Origin of the sequence: Nitrobacter hamburgensis X14 (genome assembly GCF_000013885.1) — a bacterium.
Taxonomy (GTDB): Bacteria; Pseudomonadota; Alphaproteobacteria; order Rhizobiales; family Xanthobacteraceae; genus Nitrobacter; species Nitrobacter hamburgensis.
On the sequence record NC_007964.1, the window covers coordinates 1,632,404 to 1,648,901 of the forward strand.

Below are 16,498 nucleotides of genomic sequence, written 5' to 3' on the forward strand. Positions count from 1 at the left end.
CCGAATAACCAACGGATGGCAGTGTTTTCAATGGTCTTGGAGTGGTGATCCGTGACGGCGTTCGGTAAGCTGTTCCGCACCACGGCGTTTCGGTTGACGCTGGTCTATCTGCTGCTGTTCGCGCTGTTTGCGGCCTCTCTCCTCGGATATTTCGCGTGGAATACCCGCCGCCTGATCACCGATCAGATCGCGGCGACAGTGAGCGAGGAAATCGGCCTGCTCACGGGCGTCTTCAACCGCCGCGGCTTGCGCGGCCTTGTCGGCGCCATCGAAAATCGCGCGCTGCGGCCTGGCTCCAATCTTTATCTGGTGACGACGCCGGCCGGATTGGCGGTCGCGGGCAATGTCGGGTCGCTTCAGCCCGGTGTGATGGAGACCACCGACTGGACCGAGACCGCCTACCGTCGGCTCGACGAGCAGGACCAGGCTCGTCACCACGCGCTGGTGCGCGTGACCGAGTTGTCGAACGGTTTCCGATTGCTGATCGGCCGCGATCTGGAAGAACGTCATCGTATTGTCGGCGTGGTCGCTTCTGCCGCGCAGTGGTCGTTGCTGATCGTCGTGGTTCTCGGCCTTGGCGGCGGCATCTTCGTGGCGCGGCGCGTGCTGCACCGGATCGACGCGATGACCGGGACCACGCAGCGCATCATGGCCGGCGACCTGAGCGGCCGGCTTCCGGTCGGCCGCAGCGGCGACGAACTCGATCGGCTGGCCGGAAATCTCAATGCGATGCTCGAGCGCATCGAAGCGCTGATGAACGGGCTGAAGGAGGTCTCCGACAACATCGCCCATGATTTGAAGACGCCGCTGACGCGGCTGCGTAATCGCGCCGAGCAAGCGCTCGCCAAATCCGGCAATGAAAGCGACTATCGCGCCGCGTTGGAACAGACCATCGAGGAGTCCGACGGCCTGATCCGCACTTTCAACGCGCTCTTGATGATCGCGCGGGCGGAATCGGGACAGGCGCGCGACAACATGACGGATTTCGACGCCGCGGACGTCGCGCAGGGCATTCACGAACTCTACGAGCCGCTGGCCGAAGACAACGGGCTGGCGCTCCGGGTTCAGACGGAGTCCGCGCCGCTGCATGGCAATCGCGAACTGATAAGTCAGGCGCTCGCAAACCTCGTCGAAAACGCCATCAAGTACGGCCAGCCGCAGCCGGCCGCGCAGCCGCTCGGTGCGGATGTGGCCGCAGCCGACAGAGCGATCCTGATCGAAGCCCGCCGCGATGGCGACCGCATCATTCTCGCCGTGACCGATCATGGCCTCGGGATTCCCGAAGCAGACCGCAAACATGCCGTCGAGCGGTTCGTGCGGCTTGAGACCAGCCGGACCCTGGCGGGATCCGGGCTTGGCCTGAGCCTCGCGTCGGCGGTGGCCACGCTGCACGGCGGCGACCTCACGCTCGACGATGCGCGTCCGGGCTTGCGTGCGACGCTGTCGATCCCCGCGCGAAGCGGCGAGGGGCTTGCGGCGCCGACGCCGGACGTGCAACAGATCGGTGCATGATTTCATCGGCGAAGGGCGACGCAGACCGGGCCAGTCTGGCGGCGCGTCTTGCGGACGGACCAAAGGTGTTCGCGCCCGCTGAATCCGAACGCCGTCTCAACGATTGGCTGTCCGACCTGACGCCGGAGCAGTCCGGCGCGATCGGGACTCTGATCGCCGAGTTTCCGCCGGTTCGGGCCATCCTGCTCGGTATCGCGGAGGCGTCTCCCTATCTCTTCGACCTGATGCGCTCAGATCCCGACCGGATGTTACGCCTGTTTCGCGGCGAACCCGAAGGCCGTCTTGCGCGGCTGATCGCGGAGATATCGGAAGCGGCGGAGGCCGGCGATGAAGCCGAGGCCATGCGGCAACTGCGCGCCGCCAAGGCGGAGGCTGCGCTGCTGATCGCGTTGTGCGACATCGGCGGGTTGTGGCCGGTGATGCAGATCACGGCGGGATTGACCGACATTGCCGTTGCTGCGGTCCGGAGCGCGTTGCGATTCCTGTCGCGGCAGGAGACGGAGCGTGGCCGGCTGCAACCTCCCGACATCGACCGGCCCGAGGATGGCAGCGGCCTCGTCGTGCTCGCAATGGGGAAGATGGGTGCGGGCGAACTCAACTATTCCAGCGACATCGACCTGATCGTGTTCTTCGATCTCGCGGCGCCGACGCTCGCGCCCGGGATCGAGCCGCAGCCGTTCTTCGTGCGTCTCACGCAGTCGCTTGCGCGCATGCTGCAACAAAGGACCGGCGACGGTTACGTCTTTCGGGTCGATCTGCGCTTGCGGCCGGATCCCGCGTCGACGCAGGTCGCCGTCTCGACCGCAGCCGCGCTCGACTACTACGAGCGGGAAGGGCGGACCTGGGAACGCGCCGCTATGATCAAGGCGCGGCCCTGCGCCGGCGACCGGACGGCGGGCGAGACCATGATCGCGGAGATTTCGCCCTTCGTCTGGCGCAAGCATCTCGATTTCGCAGCCCTTGCCGACGTTCACGACATGAAGCGGCAGATGCAGACCTTTCGCGGACAAAGCGGGATCGCGGTTGAAGGCCACAACGTCAAGATCGGGCGCGGCGGCATCCGCGAGATCGAGTTCTTCGCACAGACCCAGCAGTTGATCGCCGGCGGACGGCATCCCGAATTGCGGGTGCGGCCGACGCTGGACGCGTTGAATATTCTCGCCTCGAGCAACTGGATCACGCATCAGGCGCGCGACGAACTGACCGCGGCATATTTGTTTCTGCGAAAGGTCGAGCACCGCATCCAGATGGTCGCCGACGAGCAGAGCCATGTTCTGCCCGCCGAGACCGAGGCGATGGAGCGGTTCGCGCGCTTCCTCGGGTTCGACGATCGGGCGAGTTTTGCCGCCGAGTTGCTGGCGCACCTGGATTGCGTGCAGGGGCACTATAGCCGGCTGTTCGAGGGCGACCCGGCCGGCACCGCCAATCTGCCGGCGGTGGATTATAGTGCCGGCCCCGATGACGTGCCGGTTCTCGATCATCTGGTGAAGCTCGGATTCGAGCAGCCACGAATGGTCGCCGCCACCATCCGGCATTGGATAGCCGGCGGATATCGAGCCCTCAAGGTCGAGGCGACACGCACCGCGTTCGAGGCGTTCGTGCCGGCGCTGATCGACGGTCTGGCGCGTGCCGAGGAGCCGGATAGCGCGGTGATGGCGTTCGATCGCTTCCTGCAGGCGTTGCAGCGCGGCGGACGGTTGATCTCGCTGCTCGGCCAGAACAGGGATCTGGTCGCGCTGGTCGCGCTCGTGCTCGGCGCGGCGCCCCGGCTCGCCGACATGCTGGCGCGCCGTCCGCAGATCATGGACGGGCTGATCGATCCGCGCTTCTTCGGCGCCATGCCGGATCGGCAGGAATTGTCGGCGCGGCTGGCGGCAACGCTCGAGGAGGCGAATTCCTACGAGGAATTTCTCGATCGGCTTCGGCTGTTCGGTCAGGAAAGCCTGTTCCTGATCGGCACGCGCATCCTGTCCGGCACCGTGTCGGCGCGGCAGGCGGGGCACGTATTCGCCGACGTGGCCGAGGGCATCGTCGATACCGTGCATGGCTTGGTGAAGGATCAGTTCGCCGACCAGTACGGCCGCATCGCTGGGCAGGAGACCGCGATCCTTGCGATGGGCAAGCTCGGCAGCCGGGAGATGACCGCATCGTCCGATCTCGATCTGATCCTGCTGTATGATTTCGATTCCGAGCATCCGGACTCCGACGGAGCGCGGCCGTTGCAGGGCGCGCAATACTTTGCGCGCTTCACCCAGCGCCTCATCAGCGCATTCACTACGCGAACCAACTACGGCGTTCTCTACGAGGTCGATATGCGGCTGCGGCCTTCCGGCCGCGCCGGCCCCGTCGCGTCGCATATCGACTCTTTCGCCGACTATCAGGATCATGAGGCATGGACCTGGGAGCACATGGCGCTCACGCGCGCGCGGGTGATCTCGTCGTCACCGGAGTTTCGCACCCGGATCGAACGCGTCATCCGGAACGTTCTGACGCGGCGGCGCGATGCCGGCCTCATCGCCAGCGATGTCGCGGAAATGCGCCGCGCGATCGCGTTGGAAAAAGGCGAGCAGGACATCTGGGACCTGAAACACGCCGCCGGCGGCATGGTCGATATCGATTTCATCGCGCAGTATCTTCAACTCGTCCACGCGGCGGACAAGCCGGACATTCTCAGCGTCAATACCCAGCAGGCGCTCGATAACGCGCAGCGGCTGGGCGTCCTGTCGCTGCCGGATGGGGAAGTTCTGCGGTCCGCGGCACGGCTTTATCACGACCTGACCCAGATCCTGCGGCTCTGCGTCAGCGACAAATTCAAGTCGGAAACGGCGGGCGACGATCTGCTGCCGGTGATGGCGCGGGCGGGGGATGCCCCGGACTTTTCGGCGCTCGAGGCGCGCGTCCGCGATACCCAGGAAGATGTGCGCGGCGTATTTCTCAGGCTGATGGAAGGCCGGTCCTAAAGCCAAGTTGGGTCGATCTATCGTCATTGCGAGCGAAGCGAAGCAATCCAGACGCCACAAAGCACAAAAGAAAGCTGGATTGCTTCGTCGGCTATGCCTCCTCGCAATGACGCCGGCTCAACTCTGAGCGCATTTTGCTCTAAGCGGCGGCGCTGGCGGCGGGATTGTCCAGGCGGCCGTGACGGGGCAGGGTGACGCGGACGACGGTTCCCGTTCCGGGCTTCGAGCGAAGCCGCATCGACCCGCCGTGCAGGTTGACCAGCGATTTGGCGATCGCCAGCCCGAGCCCCGATCCCGCATAGGTTTTGGTCAACTGGCTTTCGACCTGTTCGAACGGTTTGCCCAGTTTTCGCAGCGAATGCGGCGCGATGCCGATGCCGGTGTCGGCAATCGTCAGGGCAACGGAATTCGCAAACACCTGGCTTCGCGCCATGACTCGTCCGCCATCGGGCGTGAACTTCACGGCATTGGACAGCAGATTGACGATGATCTGCTTGACCGCGCGATGGTCGGCAGTGATGGCAATGTCATCGTCGATCCGGACGTCGAAAGTCAGCTTCTTGTCGCTGGTGCGGCCTGTGACGACCCGCAGCGATTCCGCCAGCGTCCTGGAGAGATCGAGCGGCTCCATGTCGAGTTTCATGCGGCCGGCTTCGATCTTGGACATATCCAGGACGTCGTTGATGACCTCGAGCAGATATTGGCCGCTGGTCAGGATGTCGTGGCAATATTCGCTGTACTTCTCCGAGCCGAGGGTGCCGAACATGCCGTTGCTCATGATCTCGGAGAATCCGATGATGGCATTGAGCGGCGTTCGCAGTTCGTGACTCATGTTGGCGAGGAATTTTGATTTCGCTCGATTGGCGTCCTCGGCGCGATCTTTCTCCTTCGCGTATTTCTGCGCAAGGTCCGCAAGCTCGATCGCCTGTTGTTCGAGCGTCGCCTGCGTCCGTTTCAGATCGATGACGGTCGCCCGCAGCCGGAGGTCGTTGTCGACGAGCTTTTGTTCGTGCTCCTTGATCCGGGTGATGTCGGTTCCGACCGACACATAACCGCCGTCCTTGGTGCGGCGTTCGCTGATGTTAAGCCAGCAGCCGTTATCGAGCTGCGCTTCGAAGGTCCGCGCGCCCGGAGCGGTTGTGCCGGTTTCGGGTGGCCGTGCGCAAATTTCGTGCATGCGGCCGACCTCGATCACGGTCTCGTAGGAGGTGCCGGCCGCGACCGCGCTCTCGGGCAGCTTGTGCAGGCGCTGGAAGTGAGAGTTGCAAAGGACCAGACGGTCGTCGGCATCCCACAGCACAAAGGCCTCGGGGATGGTTTCGATCGCGTCCCGCAGCCGAAGATCGGCTTCGACGGTTTTCTCGGCGAGGCTCTTTTGTTCGGTGATGTCGACGGCAATCCCGATCAGATGAGCGGCACCGTCGCCCGCACCCTGACTGAGTTCGCAACGGACGCGCAACCAGATCCAGTGACCGCCGCTGTGCCGCATCCGGAAACTCTGGTCGATATGATGGATTTTCCCAGAGATGAGCTGATCCCCGATTGCGAACAGGTCGATGTCGTCGGGATTGGCCAGCGCGCTGATCTCCCCGAAGGTGAGCAGGTCGCTGCGGCTTTCCAGCCCGAGCATGGTGAACATCGATTGCGACCAGAATATCCGCCCGCGCGACAGATCCCAGTCCCAAAGACCGCATCGACCGCGGTTGAGCGCGGTATCGATGCGACCGCGGACCGCGTCATTGATGACATCGCCCTCGCGCGCGCGGGTGGATTGCCAGTGAAATGCAAAGCCCAGGATCAGGACCACGAATCCGGTGGTGGCCGACAGCGTGATCGACAGCGCAGTGTCCGGGCGCCACACTGAATCGGTCTTTTCCTGGATAACGGTGACATGGCCCAGCAATGATCTGACCACACGCTGGGTCGCGAGCGCGCCGCTGCCGTCGAGCAGGATGATGTCGGCGACGCTGGCGGACGACATGCCACGCAGGGCCGGCGATTGCGCGGTGCTGATGAGCTCCAGAATCCGGCTGCTCTCGCCGGGCGCCGCCTCGATCGGCACCCGCGCGAGAACGCGCTGATCGGCGCCGGTGACGATGACATGGCGGCCGGCGGCGATACCCCAGGATGGAATGAGGCTTGGCAACAGGTTCTGGAGACGTTCGATGGAGGCGGGGCGATCCTGATGGATGACGCCAACATGCTCAAGCCGCTCGGCAAGCAGATCGGCGAGCGCCAGCAGATCGTGTTTCGTCATTGCCTGTTTTTGCCGGGTCTGGTCGATGACCTGCACCAGGGCGCCGACACAAATCGTTAACAGGAAAGCGATGATCAGGGCAGGGACGGCGCGGCGAAGCACAGGCTCGGCGATCAGCAGCCTGCGGTAGGCAGGTTTTGCGATCGATTGCGCCAATCCCTTGATCGAATCGGATTGAGCGCACGGGCTCGCCGCCTGAGCGCGCGCCATGCCTTGGACCCCCGCGAGAAATTTCGGTACACTCGATCGGAAGGACGCCCCGGTCTTTCCGAATCGCAGCGATTTGAATCCACTTTTTCGGGACTGTCGAGAGTCAACGATTCGTTAACACGAAATAAATTTTGTCCAACGGAGAATCCCGGCACTCCGCGGTCGGTGTCGGTGAGTCCGAAACGGGAACATGCGTCAGCGTGGTGGTTCAGAAGTTCGCTTCATTGTCCCGGCGGGTCCGTCAAGCGGACTTCGGAATCGGGACACCAGGGCGACGGCCTTCAACTTCCGCGCGCCGGCTCCGCGTGGCTGATGACGCGCTTGACGCTCGGGAAGGCGCGGCGTAGCGCGCGTTCGATCTCGTCGACCTGTTCATGCACCCTGGCGACGCTCATCGACGGCGCGGCGCGGCAATGGAAGTTGACGATCTCGCCCGCGTCGGTGTCTCTGACGCGCACGTTGTGAATGTCATGGATCGCCCCGCCGGCGGTGAAACCCGACAGGGTCGTCCGGATGGCGTCGATCCGTGCGGGGACGGCATCCGTCCCCAGCGGAAGCTCCGGCTCCAGCGGCTCGATGTGCGTGTCCACCTCGACGTCCGCGCCGAATTCGTTGCGAATGTCGTGCTCCAGCCGATGCGCGATCGCATGGGCATCCACCAGCGCCATTTCGCCGTCGACCTCGAGGTCGATGCTGACAGTCAGCTTTTCTCCGAGATCGTGCACGGTGACGTGATGAATGGCGAGGCCCGAATTGCGAGCGATCACCATGATGCGCTCGCGGATGCTTTCGTTGTCGCGCGCGACCGGTATCGCAGTGAATGTCAAATCGGCATCGCCGAGAGCGGCGGACACGGCGTTCTGCGCCTGCTGCTTGATGGCGTCGATGCGGTCGATCGGATAGGTTCGCGGGACTTCGGCGATCACGTCGACGAAATGCCGGGGACCGACCATCCGTACCCGCAACCGCTCGATATCGACGATACCCGGCAGCGCCCTGATCGCGGCTTTGGCCCTTTCCGCGGCGCCTTCCGGCGCGCGATCCAGCAGCGTTTCGATCGTGGCGCGCCCGAGCCGCAAACCCAGCACGGAGATCAGGATCGCGACGCCGATTGCGGCGCCGGCATCGCCCCACGCGTAGCCCAGTCCCGACAGGGTCAGCCCGATTATGACGGCGATCGATCCAAGGACATCGGAAGCAAAGTGCAGCGCGTCGGCCTCCAGCGCCTGACTGCGGGTGTCGAGCGCGGTCCGGTGCAGCGCGCGGGCACGCCAGAAATTGACGGCGATGTCGACAACCAGCACGACAAACGGAATGGCGGAGAGGGTCGGGACCGGAGCGCCTTCGCGCAAGTGGGCGTAGGCCTGGACCACGATGCCGCCCGCGAGGACGTACAGCATCGCAATGACGCCAAGGGCCGATAGGCTTTCGATCTTGCCGTGACCGTAGTGATGTTCGTCGTCGGCGGGACGGTCAGAAAACCGCACCACGAACCAGGTGACGATCGTGGCGACCAGATCGACCGAACTGTGCAGCGCCTCGGAAATCAGCGCGAGACTCCCGATCGCCACGCCGACCACGAATTTGATCGCCGCCATGCTGGCGCTGGCGATCATCGAGACGGCGGCGACTCTTGTTTTCGAACTGGAGGCGAGGCGTGGCATCTGCGGGGGTTTAGCAGTCCGCCACCCAGGATAAAAGCGTGCGCGATTGCGCAATCGCCACTCATTCGCGGCTTGGTTTGTTTGTTGCGAATTGTTCCGATTTCAGGATGTTGCCGATACGCGCTCAACCTGAGCCCGCCCGCCGAGACTCATCGGGATCTTGATCCGCGCCATCGCGCGGCAACCCAGCCGATCGCGGCAGCGACGGCGAGGCCGATACACGCCGTCGCGGCATCGACCAGAAAGTCCTCCAGCCGCGCATGGCGGCCGGGCGCCCACAGTTGCATGATCTCGAGCAGGCCGATCAGGACGACGGATACCGCCGCGACAAGCAGGCGTCGCTGCGGAAACGCGAGACCGACGGCGAGACCAACCAGAACGAAGGCGAGGGCGTGTTCGCCATTTTGTCCGAGCGGGGAGTGCGGGCGATAGCGCGGCGGCCCGAGCGTCGCGAACACGACCGCCGCGATCAGGATGATCGCGCCCATGCGGAGGAGAATTGTCATCACCCGCGCATAGCACGATTTGCCGCCACGCAAAGGCTTCAGGCAAATTCCGGGGTGTCGGCGGCAAGATCGCGGTGGATCCGCGCCGGTCGGACGCTGCCAGGGTGCTCGAAGTAAGCTGTTATAAATCCCATAAGATGTGTTTTTTTGGCTGGATTTCGAAATATTGTTTTTCCGGGCCGAATCAACAGACAGGATCGATGATGGCAACCCAGATGACGAAATCGCAGCTCGTTGAGAAGATCTCGGCTCAGGCCGGATTGTCGAAAAAGGATGTAAAAGGCGTTCTCGAGGCGCTTGCGACGACAGGTTACAAGGAGCTCAAGAAGACCGGTGCCTTTCTGCTTCCGGGTTTTGCGAAGTTCGTGGTTATCAAGAAGCCGGCGACCAAAGCGCGCAAGGGTACCAACCCCTTCACCGGCGAGCCGATGACGTTCAAGGCGAAGCCCGCCCGAAAGATCGTCAGGGCGCGGCCGGTCAAGGCCGCGAAAGACGCGGTATGATGCAGGGGCCCTTCGGGGCCCTTGTGTTTTTGACCTGCCCTGTTTCAGGTTGGATGCGTGCCGCCAGCCGGTTCGGTCGGTGGCCGACCGGCGCGGCGGTTTTATTGCCGGTCGGGATGCCTCTCGGCCGCCGGGCCATCACATTCCCGTGCAGGGCGCGCGCGCCCCGCACGCGTGACAGGGCAATCGGGCATTGAGTCGAATCGCATACGACGAAAATTGAGAGTTACAAAATTCCCCGGCCGTGGTTCAATTTGACCAATGAAAACCGTCCGGGAGGAGCCTGTGTCCACGATCAGGTTGACCGTCAATGGCAAGCCGGTTTCAGCTGACGTTGAAGACCGGACGCTTCTCGTTCATCTGCTGCGCGACCATCTGGGACTGACCGGTACGCACATCGGCTGCGATACCAGCCAGTGCGGCGCGTGTACCGTTCACATCGACGGTTGTGCGGTCAAATCCTGCACGGTGCTGGTCGGGCAGGCCAACGGCTCGAACATCACCACCATCGAAGGCATCGCCAACGGCGACGAGCTGCATCCGATGCAGGCGGCGTTTCGCGACAATCACGGACTTCAGTGCGGCTTCTGCACGCCCGGCATGATCATGGCTTCGATCGACATCGTACACCGGCATGGCAGCGCCTTGACCGAAGACATCCTGCGTCAGGAGCTGGAAGGCAATATCTGCCGCTGCACCGGCTACCACAACATCGTCAAATCGGTGCTCAACGCCGCCGGCCGGATGACGGCGGCGCAGGCTGCGGAATAGCCGCCGAGGAGTTCACGCAGGAAACTCATGTCTGTCGTATTCGACGGAAGCGGCGCGACAACGCTCCGGTAGGGAGAGTGGATCATGGGAATCGAGGGAATCGGCACCCGCGCACTGCGCAAGGAAGACAAGCGTTTCATCACCGGCAAGGGCCGTTACGTCGACGATATCCGCCTTCACGGCATGACCTATGCGGCGTTCGTTCGCAGCCCCTACGCCCACGCCAAGGTGACTGCGATCGATACCGCGCCCGCGCTGGAGATGCCCGGGGTGGTTGCCGTTCTCACTGGCAAGGAGCTGGTCGACGACAAGATCGGCAATCTGATCTGCGGCTGGATGATCCACTCCAGGGACGGATCGCCGATGAAGATGGGGGCATGGCCCGCGATGGCGCCGGAGATCGTGCGCTTCGTCGGTCAGGCCGTCGCCGTCGTCATCGCCGAAACGCGCAATCAGGCGCGCGATGCGGCCGAGGCCGTTGTCGTGACTTACGAGGAGCTTCCCGCCGTCGTCGACATGCGCGAGGCGGTCGCGAGTGGCGCGCCGCAGCTTCATCCGGAGGCGCCGGGCAATGTGATCTTCGATTGGACCCTGGGCGATGAAGTCGCCACCGATGCGGCTTTCAAGGCCGCCGCGAATGTGGTCTCGCTCGACATCACCAACAATCGTCTGGCACCTAACGCGATCGAACCGCGCGCTGCGATCGCCGAATACGATCCGGCGGAAGAACACTTCACGCTCTATACCACGTCGCAAAACCCGCATGTGGCGCGGCTGGTGCTCTCGGCGTTCTACAATATCGCGCAGGAGCACAAGCTGCGCGTGATCGCGCCCGATGTCGGCGGCGGGTTCGGTTCGAAAATCTTCATCTATCCCGAAGAGATGGTGGCGCTGTGGGCGTCGAAGAAGACCGGCCGCCCGGTGAAATGGACCGCGGACCGGACCGAGGCCTTCCTGACCGACGCACACGGCCGCGATCATTTGAGCAAGGCCGAGATGGCGTTCGACAAGGACAACAGGATCACCGGACTGCGCGTCAAGACCTATGCCAATCTCGGCGCCTACATGTCGCTGTTCTCGTCGTCGGTGCCGACCTATCTCTACGCCACGCTGCTGTCGGGCCAGTACAACATCCCCGCCATCTTCGCCGAGGTGATCAGCGTCTATACCAACACCGCGCCGGTGGATGCCTATCGCGGCGCGGGTCGGCCAGAGGCGAGTTATCTCGTGGAGCGGCTGATGGAAACCGCGGCGCGCCAGCTCAAGGTTGATCCCACTGAACTAAGGCGCAAGAACTTCATCACCCAGTTCCCGCACCAGACGCCGGTTATCATGGCTTCTGACATCGGCGATTTTAACGCGTCGCTCGATGCCGCCATGAAGGCAATCGACTATGCCGGCTTCCCGGCACGCAAGGCCAAGGCAGAAAGCGAGGGCAAGCTGCGCGGGATCGGTGTGTCCTGCTATATCGAAGCCTGCGGCATCGCACCGTCGAAGGCCGTCGGTAGCCTGGGAGCCGGGGTCGGACTGTGGGAATCCGCGGAGGTGCGGGTCAATCCGGTCGGCACCATCGAGGTTCTGACCGGATCGCACAGTCACGGTCAGGGTCACGAGACGTCGTTCGCGCAAGTGGTTGCCGGCCGACTCGGAATCTCGATCGATCAGGTGCAGATCGTCCACGGCGATACCGACAAGGTGCAGTTCGGCATGGGCACCTACGGCTCGCGCTCGGCCGCTGTCGGTCTGTCGGCCATCGTCAAGGCGATGGAGAAAGTGGAAGCCAAGGCCAAGAAGATCGTGGCGCATCAGCTCGAGGCGTCGGAGAACGACATCGTCATCGAGGAAGGCCAGTTCAAGGTGGCCGGGACCGACAAGGCGATTGCATTTCCGATGGTGGCGCTGGCCGCCTACACCGCACACAACCTGCCCGACGGCATGGAGCCGGGCCTGAAGGAGAGCGCGTTCTACGATCCGTCCAATTTCACGTTCCCCGCCGGATCCTACATCTGCGAGGTCGAGGTCGACGCCGGCACCGGTAAGACGACGTTTATCAACTTTGTCGCTGCGGACGATTTCGGCCGCCTCATCAACCCGATGATCGTCGAAGGGCAGGTCCATGGCGGTCTCGCGCAGGGCATCGGTCAGGCACTGCTGGAGCACGCGGTCTATGACGAGAACGGTCAGCTGCTCACCGCGTCGTTCATGGACTATGCGATGCCGCGCGCGGAGGATCTGCCGTCCTTCAAGATTCAGCACACCATGACGGAGTGTCCGGGCAATCCGCTCGGCGTGAAGGGTTGCGGCGAGGCCGGCGCGATCGGCGCATCGGCGGCCGTCATCAACGCCATCACCGACGCCATCGGCAACAACGATCTCGCGATGCCGGCATCGCCCGACCGCGTCTGGCACGCGATCCACGGCTGAACGCGGCAGGGAGACACGATCATGTATCAGACCACCTATCATCGCCCCGCCAGCATCGACGAAGCCGTTTCGCTGTTCGCCAAGGGTTCCGATGCGACTTATCTCGCCGGCGGCCATACGTTGCTGCCGGTGATGAAGCAGCGGCTTGCGGCTCCCTCCGACGTGATCGATCTTGCGCGGATCAAGGAATTGGTCGGCATTGAGGTGTCCGGCGACACGCTCACGATCAGGGCGGCGACGACCTATTACGACACCATGACCAATGCCGATGTGAAGAAAGCGATACCGGCGCTGGTGCATCTGACGTCGATGCTCGGCGATCCGGCGGTCCGTTACCGCGGCACCATCGGCGGATCGATCGCCAACAACGATCCGGCCGCCGACTATCCGGCCGCTGTTCTGGCTCTCGACGCGACCGTGAAGACCAACAAGCGATCGATCGAAGCCGACGATTTTTTCAAGGGACTGTTCACGACGGCGCTGCAGGATGGCGAGATCATCACCCAGGTCGCTTTCCCGATTCCGGCCAAGGCCGGCTATGCCAAGATGCGTCATCCCGCGTCGCGCTTCGCGCTGACGGGCGTATTCGTGGCGAAGACAAGGGCGGGCGACGTGCGGGTGGCCGCGACGGGCGCTTCGCAAAACGGTGTCATGCGGGTCGGTGCGATCGAGGCGGCGCTCGAGGCCGACTGGTCGGCGTCGGCGCTGGACGCGATCAGGATTCCGGATGCGGGCATGATCGCCGACATTCACGGGTCGGCGGCTTATCGCGCCAATCTCGTCAGGGTGATGGCCCAGCGCGCCGTCCAGCAGGCTGGTTGATCCGGGCGATCGAACCCCACGCATTATTTGGTCCGCGTTGATAGCGCGCCCTTGCGGCGCGCTGTTTTCGTTTTGCGACGATGCTATGCGTAAAAGATATATTGACAGTGTATCTTTATGGGGCGAGTATTCCTTCAAGTAAGGTCTTCTTACGCCGTCGGTTCTTAAGGACCGGCCGGACGCGGAGTTCATTCCGACGAAGCCATCAAGGGGCGACGACAGGAGCGGCCATGTGTCAGACAAGTGAAGAGACGGATGTCACCGAGATTGACGTGCGCAGCCTGGTTCCGGCGCAGCGCCACGCCAGGTTTTTTCAGATCGTCGGCGACCTGAGGGCGGGCGACTCGTTCGTTCTGGTGAACGACCACGATCCCAAGCCGCTCTACTATCAACTTCAGGCCGAGCACCCCGACGCGTTCTCCTGGACTTACCTGGAGCAGGGGCCCTCGGTCTGGAAGGTTGAAATCGCCAAACAGTTCAAGGTCGCTTGATTCGCACGCGGTTAGCTCACGAACCGCGTGCCTTTGTCGACAAGGCCGATCTTCCGCAGAGATCGCTTGTCGACCGCGCCGGCGGCCTCACCCCGCCGGCGCTTCCCTTCGAAAGGAGTGCCGCCGTGGTCGGCGTAGCGCTATCCCGCTGGACGATGTCCTATTTCGCGACGGCCGTGATCGCGCTGCTTGCCGCCGAGGGACTGATGCTGGCGGGAATTGGCTATCCGCAGGCGCCGATCGGCGCGCCGGCCTCCCTGTTGCTGGTGCATCTGATTGCGATCGGCTGGCTCAGCCTGCTGATGTGCGGGGCCCTGTTTCAGTTTGCGCCGGTGCTGGTGGCCAAACCGCTCTACAACAACGCGCTGCCGCTGCCGACGCTCGGCCTGCTGATCGCAGGTCTGGCGGCGCTGTTGCTCGCCTTTCTTCAACTCGGCGGCACGATCCACGCGCCGTTCGGATTGTTTCCGGCGGCTGCGGTCCTGCTCGGCGCGGGGTTCGGCCTGGTGCTGTGGAATCTCGGCCGTACGTTGTGGGCCGCGCGGCCGCTGCCGTTGCCGGCGCGCTTCGTCGTGGTCGGGCTGTGCTGCCTGGCGGCGACGGTGTTGTTCGGCATCGTCTTCGCGCTGGTGCGAGGCGGCGTCACCGCGCAATCGCAATTAGTCGATGTCGCCGCGCTGGGCCTGCCGATCCATGTAATCGCGGGCCTCGGCGGCTGGCTCACCTTCACGGCCGTCGGCGTCAGCTACCGTCTGCTGGCGATGTTCATGCTGGCGCCCGAGCCTGAAGGCCGCACCACGCGCGGCGCGCTCTATTTCGGCACCGCGGCGCTCGCCGCCATCATCCTCGGCGGCGTCGCGGCGATCTGCACGGCCACCAACCTGATGTGGGCGGTTTGGGCCGCCGGTGTGCTCGGCATCATTGGCCTCGCGCTCTACGGCGGCGATATCCTGCATCTTTATCGCACGCGCAAGCGGCGTGTCATCGAACTCAACAGCCGCATGGCCGGCGTGGCGCTGGCGAATCTGGCGGCCACCGTGGCTCTCGGTCTCGGCCTGCTGCTGGCCGGACGTTTCACCGATCATGTCGGCGTCATCGTCTTTCTGGTCGCCTTTGCGTGGCTGACCGGCTTCGGCCTCGCCAAGCTCTACAAGATCGTGGCCTTCCTGACCTGGCTCGAATGCTACGGCCCGGTGCTTGGCAAGACCGCGACGCCGCGCGTGCAGGATCTCGTCACCGAGCCGCGCGCAAAAAAATGGTTCGCACTGTATTTCGTCGCGGTGTGGGTCGCCGCAGCCGCCTTGCTGTTCACGCTGCCATGGCTTTTCCGACTCGGTGCCGGCGCGATGCTGGCGGCGACCATCGGCATCGGCTTCCAGTTGCTGCGCACCCGCCGCCTCGCCAACGTCGCGCCGGCGTTGCGGCTGCCCAAGGGCGCGCGGCCGCCACACCTGTTGCATTCATCGGTCCAGCCAAGCTGAAGGAGAGACGCATGACAACTCAATTCATGGACGTCGACGTTCGCCCAACCCTGCGTGCCGGCGGCGAGCCGTTCGGCGAGATCATGGCGGCGGTGGCGAAACTGCCGCCTGGTCAGGGCCTGCGGCTGCTCGCGACCTTCAAGCCGACGCCGCTGCTCCAGGTGCTTGGCTCGAAGGGTTTCAGCCACGAGGCGCGGGAAATCGGGGGCGGTGACTGGGAGGTGCTGTTCACGCCGGGCGCGGCGGCCGGCACCGCTCCGGCACGGACGGCGACCGCGACCGACGACAGCGCGTGGCCGGAGCCCGTGCAGCACATGGATAACCGCGATCTCGATCCGCCCGAGCCGCTGGTGCGCATTCTGGCCGCGACCGAAACGATGGCGCAGGGCGAGGTGCTGTCGGCGCTGCTCTGCCGCGAGCCGGCGTTCCTGCTGCCGGAACTGGCGAAGCGCGGTCACGCCTGGCACGGCGGCTTCGAGCCGGACGGCAAGACCTACAAGATCCTGATTCGCGTCGGCGCCGCCAAACAGGCCGCGTGAGGGGAGGCGGCATGACGCCCGAAGCGAGCGAAGCCCTCGCCGGCGAGGTCAAGGAGGCGTTGCGCCTCGTGATCGACCCAGAGCTGGGCTACAACATCGTCGATCTCGGACTTGTCTACGACGTCGCCGTGGAGGACGGTGGCGTGGTTCGTGTCGCCATGACCACGACGACACGCGGCTGCCCGGCCACCGACTACCTCACGAACGGCGCGCGCGACGCGGCGTCGAGCGTGCCCTCTGCGGGTGCCGTCGATGTCGTGCTTACCTACAATCCGCCGTGGACGCCGGATATGATGACGCCGGACGCCAAGAGCCATCTCGGCATCGCCTGATGGCGGGCCGAGTCATGGTCAGGACG

The 16,498-nt window shown here is 64.0% G+C and carries 13 protein-coding genes; 10 read left to right on the plus strand and 3 right to left on the minus strand.

Annotated elements, in window-relative coordinates; all coding sequences use genetic code 11:
• The first annotated feature begins 51 nt into the window (after window positions 1-51).
• Both NHAM_RS07395 and NHAM_RS07400 read left to right on the plus strand, forming a co-directional pair.
• A complete protein-coding gene (locus NHAM_RS07395; protein ID WP_011509960.1) occupies window positions 52-1,512 on the plus strand; it encodes a sensor histidine kinase in 1,461 nt (486 codons plus the stop codon).
• Entirely contained in the window at window positions 1,509-4,472 is a 2,964-nt protein-coding gene (locus tag NHAM_RS07400) for a bifunctional [glutamine synthetase] adenylyltransferase/[glutamine synthetase]-adenylyl-L-tyrosine phosphorylase (RefSeq protein WP_011509961.1), read from the plus strand. Before NHAM_RS07395 ends, NHAM_RS07400 begins: the two co-directional genes overlap by 4 nt.
• Window positions 4,473-4,611: 139 nt before the next feature.
• Here NHAM_RS07400 and NHAM_RS07405 read toward each other — a convergent pair whose 3' ends face one another.
• The 3 genes from NHAM_RS07405 to NHAM_RS07415 form a co-directional block, all read right to left on the minus strand.
• Window positions 4,612-6,939, minus strand: a complete 2,328-nt coding sequence (locus NHAM_RS07405) for a PAS domain-containing sensor histidine kinase (protein ID WP_011509962.1) — start codon at window positions 6,937-6,939, stop codon at window positions 4,612-4,614.
• Window positions 6,940-7,220: 281 nt separating this feature from the next.
• The gene (locus tag NHAM_RS07410) at window positions 7,221-8,603 is read right to left on the minus strand and encodes a cation-efflux pump (protein ID WP_011509963.1); all 1,383 of its coding nucleotides are present in this window, start codon (window positions 8,601-8,603) and stop codon (window positions 7,221-7,223) included.
• A 149-nt stretch (window positions 8,604-8,752) separates the two neighbouring features.
• Window positions 8,753-9,109, minus strand: coding sequence for a VanZ family protein (locus NHAM_RS07415; RefSeq protein ID WP_011509964.1), 357 nt, complete (start codon window positions 9,107-9,109; stop codon window positions 8,753-8,755).
• A 203-nt stretch (window positions 9,110-9,312) separates the two neighbouring features.
• Here NHAM_RS07415 and NHAM_RS07420 point away from each other — a divergent pair, with 203 nt between their 5' ends.
• The 8 genes from NHAM_RS07420 to NHAM_RS07455 all read left to right on the plus strand — a co-directional run bounded on the left by NHAM_RS07420 (window position 9,313) and on the right by NHAM_RS07455 (window position 16,472).
• Window positions 9,313-9,612, plus strand: a complete 300-nt coding sequence (locus NHAM_RS07420; RefSeq protein ID WP_011509965.1) for an HU family DNA-binding protein — start codon at window positions 9,313-9,315, stop codon at window positions 9,610-9,612.
• 285 nt (window positions 9,613-9,897) lie between these two features.
• A complete protein-coding gene (locus NHAM_RS07425) occupies window positions 9,898-10,383 on the plus strand; it encodes a (2Fe-2S)-binding protein (RefSeq protein ID WP_011509966.1) in 486 nt (161 codons plus the stop codon).
• An 84-nt stretch (window positions 10,384-10,467) separates the two neighbouring features.
• The gene (locus NHAM_RS07430; RefSeq protein ID WP_011509967.1) at window positions 10,468-12,807 is read left to right on the plus strand and encodes a xanthine dehydrogenase family protein molybdopterin-binding subunit; all 2,340 of its coding nucleotides are present in this window, start codon (window positions 10,468-10,470) and stop codon (window positions 12,805-12,807) included.
• A 21-nt stretch (window positions 12,808-12,828) separates the two neighbouring features.
• The gene (locus tag NHAM_RS07435; protein ID WP_011509968.1) at window positions 12,829-13,629 is read left to right on the plus strand and encodes an FAD binding domain-containing protein; all 801 of its coding nucleotides are present in this window, start codon (window positions 12,829-12,831) and stop codon (window positions 13,627-13,629) included.
• Window positions 13,630-13,859: 230 nt separating this feature from the next.
• Window positions 13,860-14,120, plus strand: a complete 261-nt coding sequence (locus NHAM_RS07440) for a DUF2249 domain-containing protein (RefSeq protein WP_011509969.1) — start codon at window positions 13,860-13,862, stop codon at window positions 14,118-14,120.
• A 125-nt stretch (window positions 14,121-14,245) separates the two neighbouring features.
• Window positions 14,246-15,601: a hypothetical protein gene (locus tag NHAM_RS07445; RefSeq protein ID WP_011509970.1), complete on the plus strand. Its 1,356-nt coding sequence runs from the start codon at window positions 14,246-14,248 to the stop codon at window positions 15,599-15,601.
• A gap of 11 nt (window positions 15,602-15,612) precedes the next feature.
• Window positions 15,613-16,140 carry a DUF2249 domain-containing protein gene (locus tag NHAM_RS07450; protein WP_011509971.1) on the plus strand — a complete coding sequence of 176 codons (528 nt, stop codon included), beginning with the start codon at window positions 15,613-15,615 and terminating at the stop codon, window positions 16,138-16,140.
• An 11-nt stretch (window positions 16,141-16,151) separates the two neighbouring features.
• Window positions 16,152-16,472: a metal-sulfur cluster assembly factor gene (locus tag NHAM_RS07455; protein WP_011509972.1), complete on the plus strand. Its 321-nt coding sequence runs from the start codon at window positions 16,152-16,154 to the stop codon at window positions 16,470-16,472.
• The last annotated feature ends 26 nt before the right edge of the window (window positions 16,473-16,498 follow it).

Excerpts from the sequence above, each read along its gene's own strand:
- NHAM_RS07400 (WP_011509961.1), top strand. The coding sequence starts at position 1,509 with ATGATTTCATCGGCGAAGGGCGACGCAGACCGGGCCAGTCTGGCGGCG.
- NHAM_RS07435 (WP_011509968.1), top strand. The coding sequence starts at position 12,829 with ATGTATCAGACCACCTATCATCGCCCCGCCAGCATCGACGAAGCCGTT.
- NHAM_RS07440 (WP_011509969.1), top strand. The coding sequence starts at position 13,860 with ATGTGTCAGACAAGTGAAGAGACGGATGTCACCGAGATTGACGTGCGC.
- NHAM_RS07410 (WP_011509963.1), bottom strand. The coding sequence starts at position 8,603 with ATGCCACGCCTCGCCTCCAGTTCGAAAACAAGAGTCGCCGCCGTCTCG.
- NHAM_RS07420 (WP_011509965.1), top strand. The coding sequence starts at position 9,313 with ATGGCAACCCAGATGACGAAATCGCAGCTCGTTGAGAAGATCTCGGCT.
- NHAM_RS07405 (WP_011509962.1), bottom strand. The coding sequence starts at position 6,939 with ATGGCGCGCGCTCAGGCGGCGAGCCCGTGCGCTCAATCCGATTCGATC.
- NHAM_RS07415 (WP_011509964.1), bottom strand. The coding sequence starts at position 9,109 with ATGACAATTCTCCTCCGCATGGGCGCGATCATCCTGATCGCGGCGGTC.
- NHAM_RS07450 (WP_011509971.1), top strand. The coding sequence starts at position 15,613 with ATGACAACTCAATTCATGGACGTCGACGTTCGCCCAACCCTGCGTGCC.
- NHAM_RS07455 (WP_011509972.1), top strand. The coding sequence starts at position 16,152 with ATGACGCCCGAAGCGAGCGAAGCCCTCGCCGGCGAGGTCAAGGAGGCG.
- NHAM_RS07430 (WP_011509967.1), top strand. The coding sequence starts at position 10,468 with ATGGGAATCGAGGGAATCGGCACCCGCGCACTGCGCAAGGAAGACAAG.